At 62.3% G+C, this 16,900-nt stretch carries 21 protein-coding genes; 12 read left to right on the top strand and 9 right to left on the bottom strand.

Going from position 1 to position 16,900, the window contains the following annotated elements; all coding sequences use genetic code 11:
• Nucleotides 1-2: 2 nt before the first annotated feature.
• The 6 genes from CWB41_RS05665 to CWB41_RS16465 form a co-directional block, all read right to left on the bottom strand.
• Nucleotides 3-701, bottom strand: a complete 699-nt coding sequence (locus CWB41_RS05665; protein WP_115835182.1) for a glutamine amidotransferase — start codon at nt 699-701, stop codon at nt 3-5.
• 98 nt (nt 702-799) lie between these two features.
• Entirely contained in the window at nt 800-1,063 is a 264-nt protein-coding gene (locus CWB41_RS05660; RefSeq protein WP_115835183.1) for a GCG_CRPN prefix-to-repeats domain-containing protein, read from the bottom strand.
• 98 nt (nt 1,064-1,161) lie between these two features.
• On the bottom strand, nt 1,162-2,055 hold the full coding sequence (locus CWB41_RS05655; RefSeq protein WP_115835184.1) for a LysR family transcriptional regulator: 894 nt from the start codon (nt 2,053-2,055) through the stop codon (nt 1,162-1,164).
• Between the two features lie 7 nt (nt 2,056-2,062).
• On the bottom strand, nt 2,063-3,106 hold the full coding sequence (locus tag CWB41_RS05650) for a YeiH family protein (protein ID WP_115835502.1): 1,044 nt from the start codon (nt 3,104-3,106) through the stop codon (nt 2,063-2,065).
• Between the two features lie 96 nt (nt 3,107-3,202).
• The gene (locus tag CWB41_RS05645; protein WP_115835185.1) at nt 3,203-3,592 is read right to left on the bottom strand and encodes a tautomerase family protein; all 390 of its coding nucleotides are present in this window, start codon (nt 3,590-3,592) and stop codon (nt 3,203-3,205) included.
• A 54-nt stretch (nt 3,593-3,646) separates the two neighbouring features.
• Nucleotides 3,647-3,775, bottom strand: coding sequence for a hypothetical protein (locus tag CWB41_RS16465; RefSeq protein ID WP_281024133.1), 129 nt, complete (start codon nt 3,773-3,775; stop codon nt 3,647-3,649).
• 63 nt (nt 3,776-3,838) lie between these two features.
• Here CWB41_RS16465 and CWB41_RS05640 point away from each other — a divergent pair, with 63 nt between their 5' ends.
• A complete protein-coding gene (locus tag CWB41_RS05640; RefSeq protein WP_115835186.1) occupies nt 3,839-4,300 on the top strand; it encodes a nuclear transport factor 2 family protein in 462 nt (153 codons plus the stop codon).
• Here the strand turns inward: CWB41_RS05640 and CWB41_RS05635 are convergent.
• Nucleotides 4,281-5,252 (bottom strand): LysR family transcriptional regulator, encoded by a 972-nt coding sequence (locus CWB41_RS05635; protein ID WP_115835187.1) that lies wholly within the window; start codon nt 5,250-5,252, stop codon nt 4,281-4,283. The two genes, CWB41_RS05640 and CWB41_RS05635, sit on opposite strands and share 20 nt — an antisense overlap.
• 158 nt (nt 5,253-5,410) lie before the next feature.
• Here CWB41_RS05635 and CWB41_RS05630 point away from each other — a divergent pair, with 158 nt between their 5' ends.
• The 6 genes from CWB41_RS05630 to cydX all read left to right on the top strand — a co-directional run bounded on the left by CWB41_RS05630 (nt 5,411) and on the right by cydX (nt 9,886).
• On the top strand, nt 5,411-5,830 hold the full coding sequence (locus CWB41_RS05630; RefSeq protein ID WP_115835188.1) for a CidA/LrgA family protein: 420 nt from the start codon (nt 5,411-5,413) through the stop codon (nt 5,828-5,830).
• Nucleotides 5,812-6,531, top strand: a complete 720-nt coding sequence (locus tag CWB41_RS05625; RefSeq protein ID WP_115835189.1) for an LrgB family protein — start codon at nt 5,812-5,814, stop codon at nt 6,529-6,531. The genes CWB41_RS05630 and CWB41_RS05625 overlap by 19 nt, the downstream gene beginning before the upstream one ends.
• A 305-nt stretch (nt 6,532-6,836) precedes the next feature.
• Nucleotides 6,837-7,022, top strand: a complete 186-nt coding sequence (gene cydP / locus CWB41_RS05620) for a cytochrome oxidase putative small subunit CydP (RefSeq protein WP_129396415.1) — start codon at nt 6,837-6,839, stop codon at nt 7,020-7,022.
• A gap of 3 nt (nt 7,023-7,025) precedes the next feature.
• Nucleotides 7,026-8,603 carry a cytochrome ubiquinol oxidase subunit I gene (locus CWB41_RS05615; RefSeq protein WP_115835191.1) on the top strand — a complete coding sequence of 526 codons (1,578 nt, stop codon included), beginning with the start codon at nt 7,026-7,028 and terminating at the stop codon, nt 8,601-8,603.
• Nucleotides 8,604-8,605: 2 nt separating this feature from the next.
• The gene (cydB, locus tag CWB41_RS05610) at nt 8,606-9,745 is read left to right on the top strand and encodes a cytochrome d ubiquinol oxidase subunit II (protein WP_115835192.1); all 1,140 of its coding nucleotides are present in this window, start codon (nt 8,606-8,608) and stop codon (nt 9,743-9,745) included.
• 15 nt (nt 9,746-9,760) lie between these two features.
• Entirely contained in the window at nt 9,761-9,886 is a 126-nt protein-coding gene (gene cydX / locus CWB41_RS05605; RefSeq protein ID WP_115835193.1) for a cytochrome bd-I oxidase subunit CydX, read from the top strand.
• A 93-nt stretch (nt 9,887-9,979) separates the two neighbouring features.
• On the opposite strand, the gene CWB41_RS05600 is transcribed toward cydX, so the two are convergent.
• A complete protein-coding gene (locus CWB41_RS05600) occupies nt 9,980-10,732 on the bottom strand; it encodes an alpha/beta fold hydrolase (protein ID WP_115835194.1) in 753 nt (250 codons plus the stop codon).
• A 165-nt stretch (nt 10,733-10,897) separates the two neighbouring features.
• Between CWB41_RS05600 and CWB41_RS05595 the strand changes: the two genes are divergently transcribed.
• Both CWB41_RS05595 and CWB41_RS05590 read left to right on the top strand, forming a co-directional pair.
• Entirely contained in the window at nt 10,898-11,806 is a 909-nt protein-coding gene (locus CWB41_RS05595) for an AraC family transcriptional regulator (RefSeq protein WP_115835195.1), read from the top strand.
• A 166-nt stretch (nt 11,807-11,972) separates the two neighbouring features.
• A complete protein-coding gene (locus tag CWB41_RS05590) occupies nt 11,973-12,830 on the top strand; it encodes an oxidoreductase (RefSeq protein WP_115835196.1) in 858 nt (285 codons plus the stop codon).
• A gap of 16 nt (nt 12,831-12,846) precedes the next feature.
• On the opposite strand, the gene mhpA is transcribed toward CWB41_RS05590, so the two are convergent.
• Nucleotides 12,847-14,403, bottom strand: a complete 1,557-nt coding sequence (gene mhpA, locus CWB41_RS05585; RefSeq protein WP_115835197.1) for a bifunctional 3-(3-hydroxy-phenyl)propionate/3-hydroxycinnamic acid hydroxylase MhpA — start codon at nt 14,401-14,403, stop codon at nt 12,847-12,849.
• 324 nt (nt 14,404-14,727) lie between these two features.
• Between mhpA and CWB41_RS05580 the strand changes: the two genes are divergently transcribed.
• The 3 genes from CWB41_RS05580 to CWB41_RS05570 are packed head-to-tail and all read left to right on the top strand — an operon-like array spanning nt 14,728 to nt 16,788.
• Nucleotides 14,728-15,993, top strand: coding sequence for a tyrosine-type recombinase/integrase (locus CWB41_RS05580; RefSeq protein ID WP_245411133.1), 1,266 nt, complete (start codon nt 14,728-14,730; stop codon nt 15,991-15,993).
• Nucleotides 15,994-16,043: 50 nt separating this feature from the next.
• A complete protein-coding gene (locus CWB41_RS05575; protein ID WP_115835199.1) occupies nt 16,044-16,412 on the top strand; it encodes a type II toxin-antitoxin system RelE/ParE family toxin in 369 nt (122 codons plus the stop codon).
• A gap of 1 nt (nt 16,413) precedes the next feature.
• On the top strand, nt 16,414-16,788 hold the full coding sequence (locus tag CWB41_RS05570) for an XRE family transcriptional regulator (protein WP_115835200.1): 375 nt from the start codon (nt 16,414-16,416) through the stop codon (nt 16,786-16,788).
• Nucleotides 16,789-16,900: the final 112 nt, after the last annotated feature.

Below are 16,900 nucleotides of genomic sequence, written 5' to 3'. Positions count from 1 at the left end.
TCTCAAAGTTTCAGGCCGGCGAGCCATTCGGTCAGCAACTCCGCCGTCGCGCTCCGCAGCGGCGGGCAATGGCGCGCCGCCGCCTTGCGGAACGCCCGCGGATCGAGTTTGGCGCCGGCGAGATCGCCGGCATAGCCGATAAGCCAGCGCTCCAGGTCCGCCGCATCCGGCTCGGGATGGAATTGCAGGGCGAGAACATTGGGACCGCGCGAAAATGCCTGATGCGCGCACAGCGGTGTCGAGGCTAGCAGCGTCCCGCCATCGGGAATCGCGAATGTGTCGCCATGCCAGTGCAGCACGTCGACATCGGCGAGATGCCGCAACGGGCTTTCGGCCCCGGCCGCGTTCAGCGCAAGGCGCGAGAAGCCGATCTCGCTATGGCCGGACGGGGCGACCTTGGCGCCCAATGCCGCCGCAATCAGTTGCGAACCGAGGCAGATGCCGAGCGTCGGCCGGTTGGCCGCAAGCCGCGCTTCAAGCAGGCGAATCTCGTCGAGAAGAAAGGGATATTCGTCCGTCTGATAGACACCGAGCGGACCGCCCAGAACGACGACGAGATCCGCCGCCAGCGGATCCAGCGCCGCGAGAGCGCTATTATCGACATCGACATAGGTCACACTGTAGCCGGCACTCCGCAATAACGGCGCGAGCGTGCCGAGATCTTCGAAATAAACGTGCCGGATGGCGACAGCGGTTTTCATAAGCGAGGCTCGCTCTGCATACGATTAAGGGCGCCGGAACTTTTCCGGCGCCCACCGATGATTGTCTGGCAGACGCTAAGACGCTATCCGCATCTTCATCAGTTGCGCCAGCAATGCCGTCCGCCACCGCCGAGATGCCAGCCGGGAGGACACGGACGACCGCGCCAATAGCCGCCCGCCTGACCGCCCGCGCGGCAATGGCCATAGGGTCCGCGATGACCATAAGCCCCGCAGCCGCCATAAACGAGCGTGACGTGCGGCGCCGAAGCGCCATCAAGCGACGACAAGGGCAGGGCTTCAACCTGAGACGCGACCAACGCAAAACCGGCAACTATCGAAAGCGCCAAAACTCTTTTGAGCATTCGAATCTCCCGCGATCTGGCCCGGGCCGAAGGGGAAGGAAGAAATCAGACGATGGCCCGCAAAGCCGCCGAGCCTATAGCCCGGCCACGGTAGCGCTTCAAGGCTTGCGCGTTGCATTATCTTTGAGCAAAGCGAAGAACGCCTGAGCGGCGCGCGTGGCCTCGCGCTCGCGATGTTTCAACGCAAAGAAACGTCGTTTCGGCAAAGCGACGTCGAGCTGTTTCAATGCGCCGCAAACCAGCGTGTCGGCGACGACGAGGCGCGACAAGGCTGCCGCGCCAGCGCCCGTGACGACCGCCGTGCGCACCGCCTCGTTCGACGGCAATTCGAGCACGATATTGAGCTCCCTGGCCGCGAGGCCGAGGCCCTTCAGCGCCCGCTCGAACATCGCCCGCGTCGCCGATCCCTTTTCGCGCAGCACCCAGGGCAGATTTTTGAGCAACGCTTCCGGCTTGGCCTTCGCCGGCAGCGCCAGCGCCGAACTCACGACGACAACCAGTTCGTCGCCGGGCATCGGCATCGCGCTCAAGGCGGGATCATCGACCTCTGCCTCGACGAGGCCGAGGTCGACAAGACCCTCGCGCACCAGATCGGCCACGAGGGGTGTGGTGCTGATCCGGATGTTGAGCGCAATGCCGGGATAGGCCGCACGAAATTTCAAGGCGAGCGGCGGCAGCCAATAATTGCCGATGGTCTGGCTCGCAGCGATTGAAAGGCTGCCGCTCTTCAGCCCAGCGAGATCGGCAAGTGCCGCTTCGGCATCCGCCGCGCGCAAAAGCACGCCGCGCGCCTCCTTCAAAAACACATTCCCGGTCTGAGTCAGCGCGATCCGGCGACCGACACGATCGAACAATTTGACCGCATAGCGTGCTTCGAGCGCATGGATCGCGGCGCTGACGGCGGATTGCGTCAAATTGAGATCTCGCGCCGCCTGCGTCACATGTTCGCGTTCGGCTGCCGCAACGAAGATGCGAAGCTGCTCCAGGGTCATCCGCGCATCATGTCGTCATCTTCACCAAAGCCAAGCTGAAAGTGGCGATGAAGAGGAACGAGCCGAGTCCGAGGAGCAGGGGACGCAGCCCCTCGGCGCGCAGCTTGCGAATGTCGGTCTCGAGCCCCATGGCGGCCAAAGCCATCGACAACAGAAACGTTGTCAGCATCGCGATATCGGACTTGAGCGGCGCGGGCATGGCTATGAGGCTGTTGAGGCCGACGAGCGCCACAAAACCGAGCACGAACCAGGGGATCGGCGCGGCGGCGCGGTGGTGCGCCTGTCCTGCGCGCAGGCGCGTCAGGAAACCGAGGCCGATGATCACCGGAGCCAGCATCATGACGCGGGAGAGCTTGGCAATCGTGCCGAATTCGCCAGCTGCCTTGCCATCCTGGAACGCCGCCGCGACGACCTGCGCGATCTCATGGATCGAGGCGCCGGCCCACAGGCCATAGGCGTGCGGCGAAAGCCGCAACAGGCCGGGCAGGAGCGGATAGACGAACATGGCGATCGAGCCGAAGACGGTTACACAGGCGACAGCATAAGCCACATCCTCGTCACGCGCGTTGGTCACCGTATTGGTGGCGATCACCGCGGAGGCACCGCAAATCGACGTGCCGGCGGCGATGAGTTCCGCCAGCTTCCGATCAACGCCAAGAATCCCGCCGAGCCATTTGGTGAAGACGAATGTGGCAAGGAGCGTGAGGATGATCACGCTGACGCCCTTCGCACCCACGTCCGCAACCTGCGCGACCGTCAATTGAAGGCCGAGCAGAATAATGGCGAGGCGGAGAATCCGCCGCAACGAGAAGGTGACGCCCGCTTTCGCCCGGGCCGGTGTGCCGACGAGATTGTGGAAGGCGATGCCGATGAGGATCGCCAGAATCATCGGGCTGAACGCCGCAACTCCGGGCAGATTGTGCAAGGCAAAGGCCGTCGCTGCGATCGTCGCGGTAAGAAGCAGACCCGGAAGAACCGTGAGGCGAACACGGCCCGTCGGCGCATGCCGCCGGGACAGGGGCGCATCTAAATCCGGGGTCGTGCTCGTCATCATCTGGCTCCTCTTGGGAGCCGAATGTCGCCTAAGCTGACAGATAAATATAATTCATTATTTCATTCGTATCGATCTGATTTGCAGATCGATTATCTAGAGTTCCCCGGTCAGGAATTGCGCCCGGCCGTTGCCGAACGACCAATCCTCATCCGTGTTCTGCACGAGCGAGATCATCACATCGGAGGTCGCGATGGCGCAGTGCTCCCAAAGCTCCTGACAGAGCAATTTGTAGAAGGCTTCTTTCTCGGCCCGCGAGCGCGGCCGCGTCGTCACCGTAACGAGCACGAATTTTTGCGTGCGGGGAATGTCGAGGCCGGTATCCTGCGCGATGAGATGGCTGGCCAGGTGCTCCGTATAGACCTGATAGCGGTCGCGCTCCGGCACCTTGAACGCGGCAAGCATGGCGCGATGCGCGGAATCGAGCAGCGTCTTGATCTCGTCTTCTGTGCGCCCGGCGATGGCGTCGATACGGATAAGCGGCACGGGACCCCCTTATATCTGGATGGCGTGACGTTGCAGCTTGGCGACGCGCACATGTCAGGCGCGTGTCAAAAAGCCAAACCGTTCTTCGGCTTTAATGCCATTTCCCGAGGAAATCGAGCCACGCGTCATGACGATATTTTTATCGCGCGAGCAAGCGCCGCGGTTGTGATGATTCGCCAACATCAGAACCACCTTGACACGTTTGTACCGATCGGTACAATAGCGCTCCTCAGTACAGGAGCTTTCATGACCGCGCTCGTGCCGCCTTTCACACGTGAAACCGCCATCGCCAAAGTTCGGCTCGCGGAAGACGGCTGGAACAGCCGCGACCCCGAGCGCGTCTCGCGCGTCTATACGCCGGATTCGATCTGGCGGAATCGCGCCGAGTTTCCGCGCGGGCGCGCCGAAATCATCGCCTTCCTGACGCGCAAATGGGCGCGCGAACTGGACTATCGCCTCATCAAGGAACTTTGGGCTTTTACCGACAACCGCATTGCCGTGCGCTTCGCCTATGAATGGCACGACGATGCGGGCCAATGGTTCCGCTCCTACGGCAATGAGAATTGGGAATTCGACGCCGAGGGTCTGATGCAGCGCCGCTTCGCCTCGATCAATGATCTGCCGATCAAGGAGCAGGATCGCAAATTCTTCTGGCCTTTGGGCCGTCGCCCCGACGATCACCCGAGCCTCAGTGATCTGGGATTATGATGTCGTCGTCGGCGGTGTTTTCCAACTGCGCCGTGCGCTCCCAATAGGGCGGTTTGCCAAACCGCGCGGCGAAGAAAGCGAGAAAGGTGCGTACTTTCGGCGCGACGATGCGCTTGGGCGGATAGATGCCCCAGATCGCCCGCTCCGCGCCGGTGGCAATCGCCCAATGCCAGTCGCTCAACAGCGGCGTGAGCAGGCCGGCGCCGAGTTCATCGGCCATGATCCACGTCGGCAGCAGCGCAATGCCAAGCCCATCGCGCGCAAGCTGCAACAAGGCCTCCGATTCATTGGCGCGCACATCGCCGTTCACCGTAATGCTCTCAAGTTCGGCTTCGGGCGTGGCGCGATAATACCAGGTCTCGCCCTGCTGCGGCGCGAGGATGAGACAGGCGTGGCGCGCGAGTTCGTCCGGCGCGCGCGGCGTGCCGTGACGGTCGAGATAGGTCGGGCTTGCGACCGGGATACGCCGCTGCGGCGCAAGCTTTCGAGCGACGAGGGTTGAATCCTCCAAAGCCCCGATTCGGATCGCGACATCGGCACCCGTCTCGATCAGGTTCACGACCGTATCGGTCAAGGTGACGTCAAGCCGGACGAGCGGATAGAGATCGCGATAATCCTTCAGATGCGGAACGATATGGCGGCGGCCGAAGGCGCTCGGGATATTGACGCGCAGCACGCCGCGCGGGCTGGCGTTGAGCGTGTGCATGGCGAGCCGTGCTTCCTCGAACTCGGCGAGGATCGCCACCGCCCGGCGATAGAAATCGCCACCCCCTTCGGTGAGATGCAGACGCCGCGTCGAGCGATTGAAAAGCGCGACCCCGAGATCGGCCTCAAGCGCGCTGACATAGCGCGAGACGGTCGAGACCTTCAGCTCCTGTTCGGCCGCCGCCTTGGAGAAACTGCCGAGATCGACCGACCGGACGAAAGCTCGCAATGCAGCAAAAACGTCCATCTATCTGCCTATTTGCGCAATAAACGGACCTTAATATCCGTTAATGAACCCATACAGGGTAGCATTATGCCCTTTTTTGCAAAAGACATTTGAGAAGTCGGATATTTTCTGTTGCGCCGCGGAAGCGCATTTTGAGTGGCGAACGAAGGAGATTCGCCATGTTGGTCGCCGTCTTCACCCTTCTCGGTGTCGAGCTTTTGGGCGAATTGCTGCGCGCCGCGCTGCATCTGCCGGTTCCCGGCCCGGTCGTCGGGATGATCCTGCTCGCGGCCTGGCTGATCTTTCGCGGTTACGGGCGCGAGACCACACCGGCTGCGCCCGGCGCGCTCGACGAGACCGCCGGCGTCATTCTCAATTATCTTGGCCTGCTCTTCGTGCCGGCGGGCGCCGGCATTATCGCTGAATTCGGCCTGATCCGGCAGCAATGGCTGCCGATCCTCGGCGGCGTCATCGGCTCGACCGTGTTGAGCCTCGCCGTCACCGGCCTTGTGTTGCATCACCTGATCCGCAGGAAAGCCGCGCCGAAAAAGGCGCGGATACTCGCGGTGGGAGACAAGCCATGTATCGCGAAATCCTAGCCGTCTGGACGCCGCTCGCGCTGGCGCCGCTCACCTGGATCGTGCTGACAATCGGCGCCTATCTCGCCGGCTGCTGGCTGCAGCGCAAAGCGGGCGGGGCGCCCTATGCCAATCCTGTAGCATTCGCGGTCATTGCCGTCGGTTTTATCGTCGTCGCGACGCAGACGTCCTATGCGACCTATTTCAGCGGCGCCCAGTTCATCAACTTCCTGCTCGGCCCCGCGACGGTGGCGCTGGCGGTGCCGCTCGCGCGCAATTTCCACCATATCCGCCGCAACCTCGCGAGCATCGGTCTGGCCCTCAGTGCCGGCGCGGTAACCGCGATCCTCTCGGGCATCGTTATCGTCCGCCTGCTCGGCGGCAGCCGCGCCATTGCTTTGTCGATGGCGCCGAAATCCATCACGACGCCGATCGCCATGGCGGTCTCTTCCGAGATCGGCGGCAACCCGGCGCTGACCGCCGCGCTGGCCATGGTCGGCGGCATCCTTGCCGCGATCATCGGTGAGAAAATGCTGAAAGGGCTGCGCGTCGCAGACTGGCGCGCCCATGGCCTTGCTGCGGGAGTCGCCGGCAGCGGCGTCGCCGCGGCGCAGGCGGCCCGGCTCGACGGGGTCGCCGCCGCTTTCGCCGCGCTCGGCATCGCCCTCAACGGCCTCATCACGGCGCTCATCCTGCCGCTCGTGCCGCTCATCTGGCATTAGAAACAGGCTGACCAAAAAAGCCTTTGAAAGCTTGGACAGATTGTCCATGCCCATCCTGCGATACCGCAAGGGTGCGCGTGGATTTCACAGAACATTTCTGGCTTGATCAAGATCAATTCGATTCGGGGCGACGCACAGTAACGTCCCGCGGCTTTTAGAACGTTTCCGTCACGTGGACTGACGTCTATGTGTTACCTCGCCCGCATATCCTGTTCGCGCTTTCATTCTTTCTCGAATATCGGCTGCGCGGGCATTCTCGCAGATCTTCTTTGCAGCGGTGTTGCGTGATGCCGATTGAACTCTCAATGCCACGACGCTCCGGCCGTTTCACCTATTGGCGTGAGATCGTCGCGGTCCTGTGCCTGAAGGTGATCGGCCTCACGGCGCTTTATTTCCTCTTCTTCTCCTCCGCCCACCAAATGGTGCCGACGCAACAGGATGTCGCGCATCATCTCATCGATAGAACTATGGCCAGCACGGCCGAGAGGTGAGTCATGATCGATAATGTCACGGTGGAGCTGTCGCGGCTCCAATTCGGCCTCACGGCCTTGTATCATTTTCTCTTTGTCCCGCTCACCCTCGGTCTGTCGATCCTGCTCGGGATTTTCGAGAGTGTGTATGTGATGACCGGCCGCACCATCTGGCGCGACATCACCAAATACTGGGGCCTGCTGTTCGGCATCAATTTCGCCATGGGCGTTGCGACCGGCATCACCATGGAATTCCAGTTCGGCACGAACTGGGCCTATTACTCGCATTACGTCGGCGATATTTTCGGGGTGCCGCTGGCGATCGAAGGCCTGATGGCCTTCTTCCTTGAAGCGAGCTTCATCGGTCTCTTCTTCTTCGGCTGGGACCGGCTCTCCAGGGTCGGCCATCTCGTCGTCACCTGGCTCGTCGCGCTCGGCTCCAACCTCTCGGCGCTGTGGATTCTCGTCGCCAACGGCTGGATGCAGCATCCCGTCGGCGCCAAGTTCAATCCCGCCTCGATGCGCATGGAAGTCGCCAATTTCAGCGACGTTCTGTTCAACCCGGTGGCGCAGGCGAAATTCGTCCACACGGTCAGCGCCGGCTATGTCACCGGCTCGATCTTCGTGATGGCGATCAGCGCCTGGTTCCTACTCAAGGGCCGCAATATCGCTTTCGCCAAGCGCTCGATGACGGTGGCCGCAAGCTTCGGCCTTGCCTCGGCTCTGTCGGTCGTGGTGCTCGGCGACGAGAGCGGTTACAGCGCGTCAGAAAATCAAAAGATGAAACTCGCGGCCATCGAGGCGATGTGGCAGACCGAGGCGGCGCCGGCGAGCTTTACCGCTTTCGGTTTCCCCGACCTCGCCACCCATACCACACATGACGCGCTCGAAGTGCCGTGGGTGATGGGCCTCATCGGCACCCGCTCCTTCAGCGACAAGATTCCGGGCATCCTGAATCTCGTCGAGGCCAACAAGGCGCGCATCGCCAGTGGCGAAGTCGCCTATGGCGCGCTCGGCCAATTGCGCAAACACCCCGACGATGTGGCGGCCCGCACGACCTTCAACGCGCATGTCAACGATCTCGGCTATGGCCTGCTTCTCAAGCGCTATACCGACAAGGTGACCGACGCGACGCCGGAGCAGGTTTCTAAGGCGGCGTGGGACACCGTGCCGAACGTGCCGGCGCTGTTCTGGACCTTCCGCATCATGGTGGGCCTTGGCTTCTTCTTCATCGCCTTCTTCGGTTTCGCCTTCTGGCTTTCGGCGAAGCACCGGCTCGATACCTACAACTGGTTCCTGCGGCTCGCGGTCGCCATTCTGCCGCTGCCGTGGATTGCAGCCGAGTTGGGCTGGTTCGTAGCGGAGAACGGACGCCAGCCGTGGACGATCGACGGCATTCTGCCGACGTTCTTGTCCGCATCGAGCCTGACGGCGGGCAATCTCTGGCTGAGTCTCGGCGGCTTCATCCTCTTCTACAGCGTGCTTGCGGTCGTCGAGCTTTATCTGATGATCAAATACATCAAGCTCGGCCCGGACGCCGAATTCCCGCCGTCGACCGCGCTCGGCGCGCCGGCTTTGTCCTTGCCTGAAGGGGGACGCTAATCATGTCATACCTGACTTACGAACATCTGCGCATCATCTGGTGGCTGCTGCTTGGCGTCCTCCTCATCGGCTTTGCCATCGCCGACGGCTTCGATCTCGGCACCGCCATTCTGTTGCCCTTCGTCGGCAAGACCGACGGCGAGCGCCGCGTCGTCATCAATACGGTCGGGCCGGTGTGGGAAGGCAATCAGGTTTGGTTGATTCTCGGCGGCGGCGCGATCTTCGCCGCCTGGCCGCTGGTCTATGCCGTCTCCTTCTCCGGTTTCTATCTCGCCATGCTGCTGGTGCTCTGCGCTTTGATCCTGCGTCCTGCCGGATTCAAATACCGCAGCAAGCTCGAAAACACCCGCTGGCGCGAGACGTGGGACTGGCTGCTCTTTGTCGGCGGCTTCATCCCGGCGCTGATCTTCGGCGTCGCGGTCGGCAATGCGCTGCTCGGCGCGCCCTTCACTTTCGATGACACGATGCGCATGACCTATCATGGCAATCTGTTCGGCCTGTTGACACCGTTCGCCTTGCTGTGCGGGCTGGTATCGGTCGCCATGCTTACGATGCACGGCGGCACCTGGCTCGCGGTCAAGACCGAGGGTGTGGTCGCCGAGCGCGCCCGCAGCGCGACGACCTACGCGGGCCTCGCGCTGATCGTCCTCTTCGCCCTCGGCGGTCTTTGGGTAAAATATCTCGACGGTTACCAGATCGTCGGCACCATCGCGCATGATGCGGCATCGAACCCGCTCGCCAAGACAGTGGTGCGCAAGAGCGGCCAGTGGCTCGCCAATTATTCTGCGCAACCGTGGACCCTTCTCGCGCCGATCCTGGGCTTCGGCGGCGCGGCGCTCGCGATCCTCGCAACGCGGGCGAAGTTTGCGATCGGCGCCTTCATCGCGAGTTCGCTCGCGGTCGCCGGCGTCGTCGCGACGGCGGGTCTCAGCCTGTTTCCCTTCATCCTGCCGTCGTCGTCCGATCCGTCGGCCAGCCTGACGGTGTGGGATGCGTCCTCGAGCCAGACGACCTTGTTCATCATGCTGATCGCCGCACTGATCTTCGTCCCGATCATCCTCGCCTACACGTCGTTCATCTACTACGTGCTGCGCGGCAAGGTGACGGAAGAGCAGGTGAAAGCCGATCATTTCAGCTATTGATAGGAGAAGATTCCCATGTGGTACTTCAGTTGGGTTCTCGGACTGGGACTTGCGTGCTCCTTCGCCATCCTCAACGCCATGTGGCTTGAAGTGAAGGATTCTGATGCGCGCGCCAAAGAAAATGGCTTTTCGAATCACTAGGCCGGCATGACGCCGCCAAACAAGTCGTAATGCGCGACACGTAAAAGGCCGCCCAATGGGCGGCCTTTCTATTTTCCCCGTCGTCCGGCCGGATCATCGCCCTTTGGCAGCCTCCTCGATGAGCGCGGCGACCGCCGCGGGATGCGACACCGGCGACGCGTGGCTCGACTGGATCGTCACCGTCGTCGCCTTCATGCGATGCGCAAAGAAAGCCTCCGCCTGGGGCGGGATCATCAGATCGTTGGCCGAGATTGCGTAATACGTCGGTTTCAGATGCCAGGCGGCGACAACAGCCGGGGTGCCGAACGCCGCGCCGTTGATCGGCATCTGCTTCTTGGCCAGTTCCTCACCCTCCGCGACTGGCACGTCGCCGACGAAGACATGCGGGTAGGCGGCGGGGTCGATCGACAGGAAGCCCTTGGCGTCAGGCCGGACCGCTTTCAAGCCTTCGGTCGGCGGTCCGTTGCTCGTGAGAGCCTTAAGGGTTTGGCCCTTGTCGGGCGCGAAGGCGGCGACATAAACCAGCGCATTGACCTTGGGATCGTCGCCGGCCTCGCCGATGACGACGCCACCCCAGGAATGGCCGACCAGAATGGTCGCCCCGTGCTGAGCCTCCAGCACTTTACGAGTCGCCGCGACATCGGCCTCGAGCGAGGTCAACGGAATGTCGACTTCGCTGACCTTGAAGCCCTTCTCGCGCAGCAGATGGGCCACCTTGTCCCAACTTGACTTGTCGGTGAAGGCGCCGGGAACGAGCACCACATTATGCGCGGTCGCGGTCGCGGCGGCGGCGGGAACTCCCACGGCCTGAAGGACGCCAAGGAGGCTGAGGGCAAGCATTTTCATGGGATTATCCTTTCAACTCGGCGGGCAAGCCAGAAAATCGGAACATTTCCGATCGAGGCTCCATCCCGCAATAAACGATTGCGGATTTGTTCTAAAAGTACGTATTATCATGCAGTTACGAACTCTGAACGGCGCCTTGATACCTTCAATCGGGCGATTTTAGCCATGACCGAACTCCCGAAAAACTTGACCATTCTTCCAGAAATGGAGGTCGGCATCCCGGCATCTGCCGATCTGCTGTCCCATGTGCTGGCGCAAATCCGCCTCACCGGAGATCGGGTCTATTCCTGCTCGCTGGAGCCAGCGGGCCGCCTGGAGCTGGAAGCCGGCGCCGCGCATGTTTGCCTCGTCATGGCGGGTACCCTCAGCGTTGAAGGAAGCGAGCGCGGACCTTCGATCATCGACACGGGCGACCTTGTGATGCTGCCTCACGGTGCCGGCGCCTTGCGGTTAGCGGCGGCGGGCGCGGGTGCAACCCTGGTTCTCTGCCGCTTCCGATTCGAGACCGACAGCCTGCGGGGCATGGTCTCCGCGCTGCCGGACTGCATCCATATCCGCCACGCGGAGGGTGCAGGCTGGCTTGAGGGAATCGTGCATTTTCTGATGATCGAGGCTGGCGATATCCAGCCCGGCGCCGCCCTGATGGTCTCGCGGCTGATCGACCTGGTGGTCATCCGCACATTGCGGACCTGGGTGCATCAGGGCCCCGCGTCGGGGTGGCTGGGAGGACTTTCCGATGCCCGCATCGCGAGTGCGCTGAAAGCCATTCATGAGCGGCCCACCGAACGGTGGAGCATAGATACTCTGGCGGGCCGTGCGGGAATGTCCCGTTCCAATTTCTGCGAGCGATTCACTGCCTTGGTGGGCCGTCCGCCTCTGCGCTACCAAAACGAGTGGCGCCTGACGCTGGCGCGGGATCTACTGGCGAAGGGCAATGTGCGGGTCAGCGAGATCGGGTTTATCGTCGGCTACGAATCCGAGGCTGCCTTCAGCCGCGCTTACAAGGCTCTCTTCGGTCATCCCCCGCGCGCCGAATATAAGCCGCGCAAAGATACCGCCCGCCCGGCGTCATGACTGGGCCTATTTGGATGGCGCTCGCGATCATTCGCGGGCGCCCTTCGCACGCGCGGGCCTGCTTCCCGTATGCGCGGTTTGATCCATATTAATGCCGCCCCGCGGCCATCGCCTGACACTGATCATGATCTCGCCGTGCGAGTTAAGACATTTCAGGAGAAATCTCATGAGCAATCAAACAACCGATCAGCCGGTGTGGTTCATTACCGGGTGCTCGACCGGATTTGGCCGCGCTCTGGCGCAAGCCGCACTCGCTCATGGCTTTCGCGTGGTGGCCACCGCGCGCGATCCGGAGACGCTGGCGGGTTTGGCTGCCGGCCATGAAGATCGCATCCTCACGCTTCCTCTCGATGTGGCGAAGGCGAGTCAGATCCAAGCCGCGGTTGAAGAGGCGAGACGCCGTTTCGGTCATATCGACGTTCTGGTCAATAACGCGGGCTATGGTTATCTCGCCGCTGTCGAAGAAGGCGACGACGCCGATATTCGCGCGCTTTTCGAAACCAATTTCTTCGGCCTCGCCGCGGTGACGCGCGCGGTCCTGCCGGACATGCGGACGCGGCGGCACGGCACAATCGTCAATATCGCCTCCGTCGCCGGGCTGATCGGATTTCCGGGCTCCGGCTATTACGCTGCGACCAAATTCGCCGTCGAGGGCTTTTCCGAATCTCTGGCGCAGGAGGTCGCACCTTTGGGCCTGCATGTGGTTCTGGTCGAACCGGGCCCATTTCGAACGGACTGGGCGGGCCGGTCATTGAAGCAATCGCCGCGTTTCATCGCCGATTATGGAGAGACCGCCGACAAGCGAAGGCTCGCAACCGCCGGCTACAGCGGCAAGCAGCCGGGCGATCCGGCGCGCGCGGCACAAGCCATCATCGAGGCCGTTCAATCCCCGGCACCGCCGCTGCATCTCGTGCTTGGACGCGAGGGTTTCGAGAATGTCGAGAAGCAATTGCGCGGCACTCTGGAACAGATCGATCTTTGGAAAAAGACCAGCCTCTCCGCCGATTATCCGGCCGCCGAGTGAAACGCTCGCACTGAAATCAATCCCCTTGCACCGGCGTCTCGGGGATGCCGGTGCAAAGCTTCGCGGCGAGTTCCATCAAAAGCTGCTCGGCTTGCATTGCGTCTCGCGCCAATCCGAACGCATAGAAGTCGGGGCGAACGAGGACTGCGACTGCCTTGTGCCCCGCGAGCCAGGCGGCGATGCGTCCGTTTGCCTCGCGGTGAGCACCTGCGCCGATCGCCACGAGAACGACGCCCAGATTGTCGGCTATGGCACGCACGCGGTTGTCGAGCGCCTCAAGGGTCGCGGGGTCGCCGATCAGCGCGAAATTCCGGCCGACGATATCGTCGAGGCGGCGGAAGCCCTGCGCGGTCTCCAGTTCATCATGCGGGGTGAGCAAGCCGGCGCCGTCCCCCTTGGCGATGATGCCGCCGGAGAGCCCCGGAAAGTCGAGCGGCGGCGGCCCGCCGCTCAGGAAAGCCGCGTCGCGCGCCTTCGCCGCTTCAGCGTCAATCTCGCAGACGATCTTGCCCACCTCCATCGACACGCGAATGTAGGCATCGACGTTCGGGCCCCGCTCGGCCTCGTAGGCATCGAGCAGAGCATCGCTCGAAGTCCCCTTCAACACGCGATCGAGCTTCCAGGCGAGGTTCCAGGAGTCGCGAATGCCCGAGCCCATGCCCTCCCCCATGAAGGGCGGCATCAGATGCGCCGCGTCGCCGGCGATGAGAAGCCGCCCGTTGCGCCAGCCTTGCGCGAGCACCGAGCGAAACCGATAAACCGCGTGACGCACGAGCTCGCCGTCGCCCGGTTTCATCCAACGCGAGAGCAGTTCCCATGTCTTTTCAGGCTTGGCGAATTCGGCCGCGTCCTCGTCCGGTTTGATCATGAACTCCCAGCGGCGATTGACGACACCGCCCCAAACGATCGTCATCGGCCGCGCCGGGTTGCAGTATTGCAGGACATCGGGGAACTGCAGCTTGGAGGGATCGTGCGGACGAACGTCGATAACCAGCCATCGCGCATCGAAGCCATGATCGAGAAACGTCGAGCCGAGAGCTTCGCGCACCAGGCTGTTGGCGCCATCGCAGCCGACGACATATTTTGCCGTTATCTGCTTAATCTTAGAGAGATCGACCGCCTCCGTCTCGGCGTCGAACGGCGCGATCGTGACGCTTGCGCCGTCAGCCGTCTGCTCGACCCCTTGCGCCTCGTTGCGCAGGAATAACGCGATCCCGGAGCGGCCCTGGAGGTCGCGCTCGAGCAGCCGTTCGAGATCCGGTTGATTGAAGCTGAGGGACTGGCGTCCGCCGGAGAGGGTTTCGCCGGTTTCGTCGATGTCGGCCAGAACCTTCCAGTCGGCGTTGTACCAAATGTAATGGCTCAATGGCCGGGAAATTGCCTCGATTTGCGAAGCCAACCCGAGCGCGTGGAACACGCGCTTGATGTCATGATGATAGGCGACCGCCCGGGGCAGAGGATAAGCCTCGGGCCAGCGCTCCACGATGGCAACACTGTGTCCCGCGTCGCTGAGGCACCGGGCGAGAATCTTGCCCGTCGGGCCGTAGCCTACGACGATGACGTCGTAATCCATTGGCGAGCCCCCATTCAACGAGGCAGCGGGCCTGCTTGCCCTTGAACCCTCTGCCCAGCGCGCATGGAAGACTATTTGGAGCGGGCGAAGGGATTCGAACCCTCGACCCCAACCTTGGCAAGGTCCAGATTATCCTTCGCCTTGCCACTCTGCGTCACTCTACATCCCTATAAAACAGTAGGTTATACAGAACATCCTACGCTCGTCCCCGACCGATCCGCCCTCCGCTTGCGCCGAACTGCTTACATAGTGCTTACATTTTTTGGTAGGCCTGATAATGTAAGCAGATCGGATCGCAAAGAGGAAGGCGTCATGAGCGGGAGGTTGACCAAGACGGCCGTCGAAGGCCTAACGCCCCCGGGCAAGCAGGGCGAACAGGGCTTCCTTTGGGATGGCGAATTGAAGGGCTTCGGCGTCCGGGTCATTCACTCTGGCCTGAAGACCTTCATCCTTCAGTACCGAGATGCCGACGGCCGGACCCGCCGGATCAAGCTCGGGCGCTTCGGCGCGATCACGGTTGAGAACGCACGCGATCTTGCCAAGGTGAAATTCGGCGAACTAGCCAAGGGCAATGACCCGGCCAAGAAGCCCGACACACGGAGGAAAACGACCGTGGCGGCGCTGTGCGACTGGTATCTTGAGGAAGCCAAGGCCGGCCGTATTCTCGGACGCCGGAACCGGCCGATCAAAGCCTCGACCCTCGCGATGGACAAGAGCCGGATCGAAACACACATCAAGCCGCTCTTGGGCAAAGCGCTGATCCACACCCTCAAGATCGCCGATATCGAGCGCATGCAATCGGACATCGTCGCGGGGAAAACCGCTAAGCCACGCGGCGAGGGCCGAGGCGGCGCGACCACCGGGGGGCCTGGCGTCGCCGCGCGCACCGTGTCGACGTTGCAAAGCATCCTCGGGCACGCAGTACGCCTCGATCGCATCGAAGCTCATCCGAGTAAGGGTGCGCGGAAACTGGCCGGGAAGAAGAAGAACCGGCGTTTGAGCGTTCCCGAGATCGTGAAGCTCGGCCAGGCGATGCGTCATGCGGCGCTCAAGGAGACCGAAAGCCCCATCGCGCTCGCCATCGTGCGGCTTCTGCTTCTGACTGGGTTTCGGATTTCCGAGGGGCAAAACCTCGAACGTGAATGGGTCGCCGCCGCGGAAGGCTATGTGGGCTTCCCCGACACCAAGGGCGACGCTCAGGTCAGGGCGATTGGCTCCTCTGCCGTGAAGCTGATCGCACAGCAGCCGATGCGTGTGAATTCGCCTTATGTGTTTCCGTCTGAGGTCGGCGAGGGGCACTACACCGCCGCCAAAGCTTGCCTAGAGCGGCTGTGTGCGTCGGTCGGTATTGAAGGCGTTACGCCCCACACGTTGCGGCACACGTTCGCGAGCGTCGCGGGAGACCTGGGCTTCTCGGAACTGACCATTCGGGCCTTGCTCGGTCACGGCTCCCAGAGCGTGACCCAGGACTACATCCACATCGACGAGGCTCTGAAGTTGGCCACGGCGCGCACATGCGAGGAAATCGCGTCGCTGCTGGACAAGGGGGAGTCGGCCAAGGCTGCCAGCGCCTCCAAGAAGGCCGCCTGACCTTGCGGCTCAACAATCTCTTGACCCGACATAGCTTAGAAGCTATATAAATGGCGTGGGATGTTGCTTTCCATGACGAGTTCGTCCCGGAGTTCAAAGCGTTCGAAGCCTCTGTCCAGGATGGTTTGCTTGCTGTTGCCAAGCTGTTGGCCGACTACGGCCCCCAGCTCGGCCGGCCGCATGCGGATACGCTCAAAGGGTCAAAGCACGCCAACATGAAGGAGCTGCGGTTCGAGGGAGCAGACGGCGAATGGCGCGCTGCGTTCGCTTTCGATCCGGAGCGGCGGGCGATTCTGCTCGTCGCGGGCGACAAGTCCGGCGGAAGTCAGAAACGCTTTTATCGTCAGCTTATCGCCAAGGCCGATTCCCGGTTCTCCGCTCATGTGGAAAGCCTGAAGGCCGGAAAGAGGAAGGTGTGAGATGGTCCGGAACCTGAACGATATGCTTGCCGACCTTCCGCCTGAACGCCAGGCGGGGGTGGAGGCGCGCTACCAGGAACTCAAGCAGGAAGTTGAAGGCCTGCGGGAGCTGCGGCAGATCGCCGGGAAGGCGCAACTCGAAATCGCTGAGGCGTTGAACATCAAACAGCCGTCCGTGTCGAAAATCGAGAAGCAGGCCGACATGTATCTCTCGACATTGCGCAGCTACGTCGAGGCCGTCGGCGGGAAGCTGGAGCTGGTCGTGAAGTTGCCCCGCCGCCCGGCGTTGCACCTCCAGCATCTGGGCGAAGCGTCAGCCACCCCTTCGTCGTCAGTCGCTAAGCCGCGCGGCCGCCGCCGTGCCGCCGCATCCTGATCGTCGCACTACACCGAACCAAGTGCGGCCGCCAAACGCCCACATAGCATCGTGGTTCCCGGCTGAGCGTCGCCGACACCTTCCTGTGCCATTCTCACATCGAGAAACGGCG

The organism is Methylovirgula ligni (assembly GCF_004135935.1).
GTDB lineage: Bacteria > Pseudomonadota > Alphaproteobacteria > Rhizobiales > Beijerinckiaceae > Methylovirgula > Methylovirgula ligni.
Note: the sequence above shows the minus strand (reverse complement) of the source record. Positions and strands in the feature narration are given on the sequence as shown.

What these genes read in the sequence shown, in the direction of transcription:
- CWB41_RS05600 (WP_115835194.1), bottom strand. Translation starts at nt 10,732, where the DNA reads ATGAAAATGCTTGCCCTCAGCCTCCTTGGCGTCCTTCAGGCCGTGGGA.
- CWB41_RS05640 (WP_115835186.1), top strand. Translation starts at nt 3,839, where the DNA reads ATGACCGCGCTCGTGCCGCCTTTCACACGTGAAACCGCCATCGCCAAA.
- CWB41_RS05570 (WP_115835200.1), top strand. Translation starts at nt 16,414, where the DNA reads ATGGTCCGGAACCTGAACGATATGCTTGCCGACCTTCCGCCTGAACGC.
- CWB41_RS05595 (WP_115835195.1), top strand. Translation starts at nt 10,898, where the DNA reads ATGACCGAACTCCCGAAAAACTTGACCATTCTTCCAGAAATGGAGGTC.
- CWB41_RS16465 (WP_281024133.1), bottom strand. Translation starts at nt 3,775, where the DNA reads ATGTTGGCGAATCATCACAACCGCGGCGCTTGCTCGCGCGATAAAAAT.
- CWB41_RS05650 (WP_115835502.1), bottom strand. Translation starts at nt 3,106, where the DNA reads ATGACGAGCACGACCCCGGATTTAGATGCGCCCCTGTCCCGGCGGCAT.
- CWB41_RS05660 (WP_115835183.1), bottom strand. Translation starts at nt 1,063, where the DNA reads ATGCTCAAAAGAGTTTTGGCGCTTTCGATAGTTGCCGGTTTTGCGTTG.
- CWB41_RS05630 (WP_115835188.1), top strand. Translation starts at nt 5,411, where the DNA reads ATGTTGGTCGCCGTCTTCACCCTTCTCGGTGTCGAGCTTTTGGGCGAA.
- CWB41_RS05665 (WP_115835182.1), bottom strand. Translation starts at nt 701, where the DNA reads ATGAAAACCGCTGTCGCCATCCGGCACGTTTATTTCGAAGATCTCGGC.
- CWB41_RS05575 (WP_115835199.1), top strand. Translation starts at nt 16,044, where the DNA reads ATGGCGTGGGATGTTGCTTTCCATGACGAGTTCGTCCCGGAGTTCAAA.
- CWB41_RS05655 (WP_115835184.1), bottom strand. Translation starts at nt 2,055, where the DNA reads ATGACCCTGGAGCAGCTTCGCATCTTCGTTGCGGCAGCCGAACGCGAA.
- cydX (WP_115835193.1), top strand. Translation starts at nt 9,761, where the DNA reads ATGTGGTACTTCAGTTGGGTTCTCGGACTGGGACTTGCGTGCTCCTTC.
- CWB41_RS05590 (WP_115835196.1), top strand. Translation starts at nt 11,973, where the DNA reads ATGAGCAATCAAACAACCGATCAGCCGGTGTGGTTCATTACCGGGTGC.
- CWB41_RS05615 (WP_115835191.1), top strand. Translation starts at nt 7,026, where the DNA reads ATGATCGATAATGTCACGGTGGAGCTGTCGCGGCTCCAATTCGGCCTC.
- mhpA (WP_115835197.1), bottom strand. Translation starts at nt 14,403, where the DNA reads ATGGATTACGACGTCATCGTCGTAGGCTACGGCCCGACGGGCAAGATT.
- CWB41_RS05625 (WP_115835189.1), top strand. Translation starts at nt 5,812, where the DNA reads ATGTATCGCGAAATCCTAGCCGTCTGGACGCCGCTCGCGCTGGCGCCG.
- CWB41_RS05635 (WP_115835187.1), bottom strand. Translation starts at nt 5,252, where the DNA reads ATGGACGTTTTTGCTGCATTGCGAGCTTTCGTCCGGTCGGTCGATCTC.
- cydP (WP_129396415.1), top strand. Translation starts at nt 6,837, where the DNA reads ATGCCACGACGCTCCGGCCGTTTCACCTATTGGCGTGAGATCGTCGCG.
- cydB (WP_115835192.1), top strand. Translation starts at nt 8,606, where the DNA reads ATGTCATACCTGACTTACGAACATCTGCGCATCATCTGGTGGCTGCTG.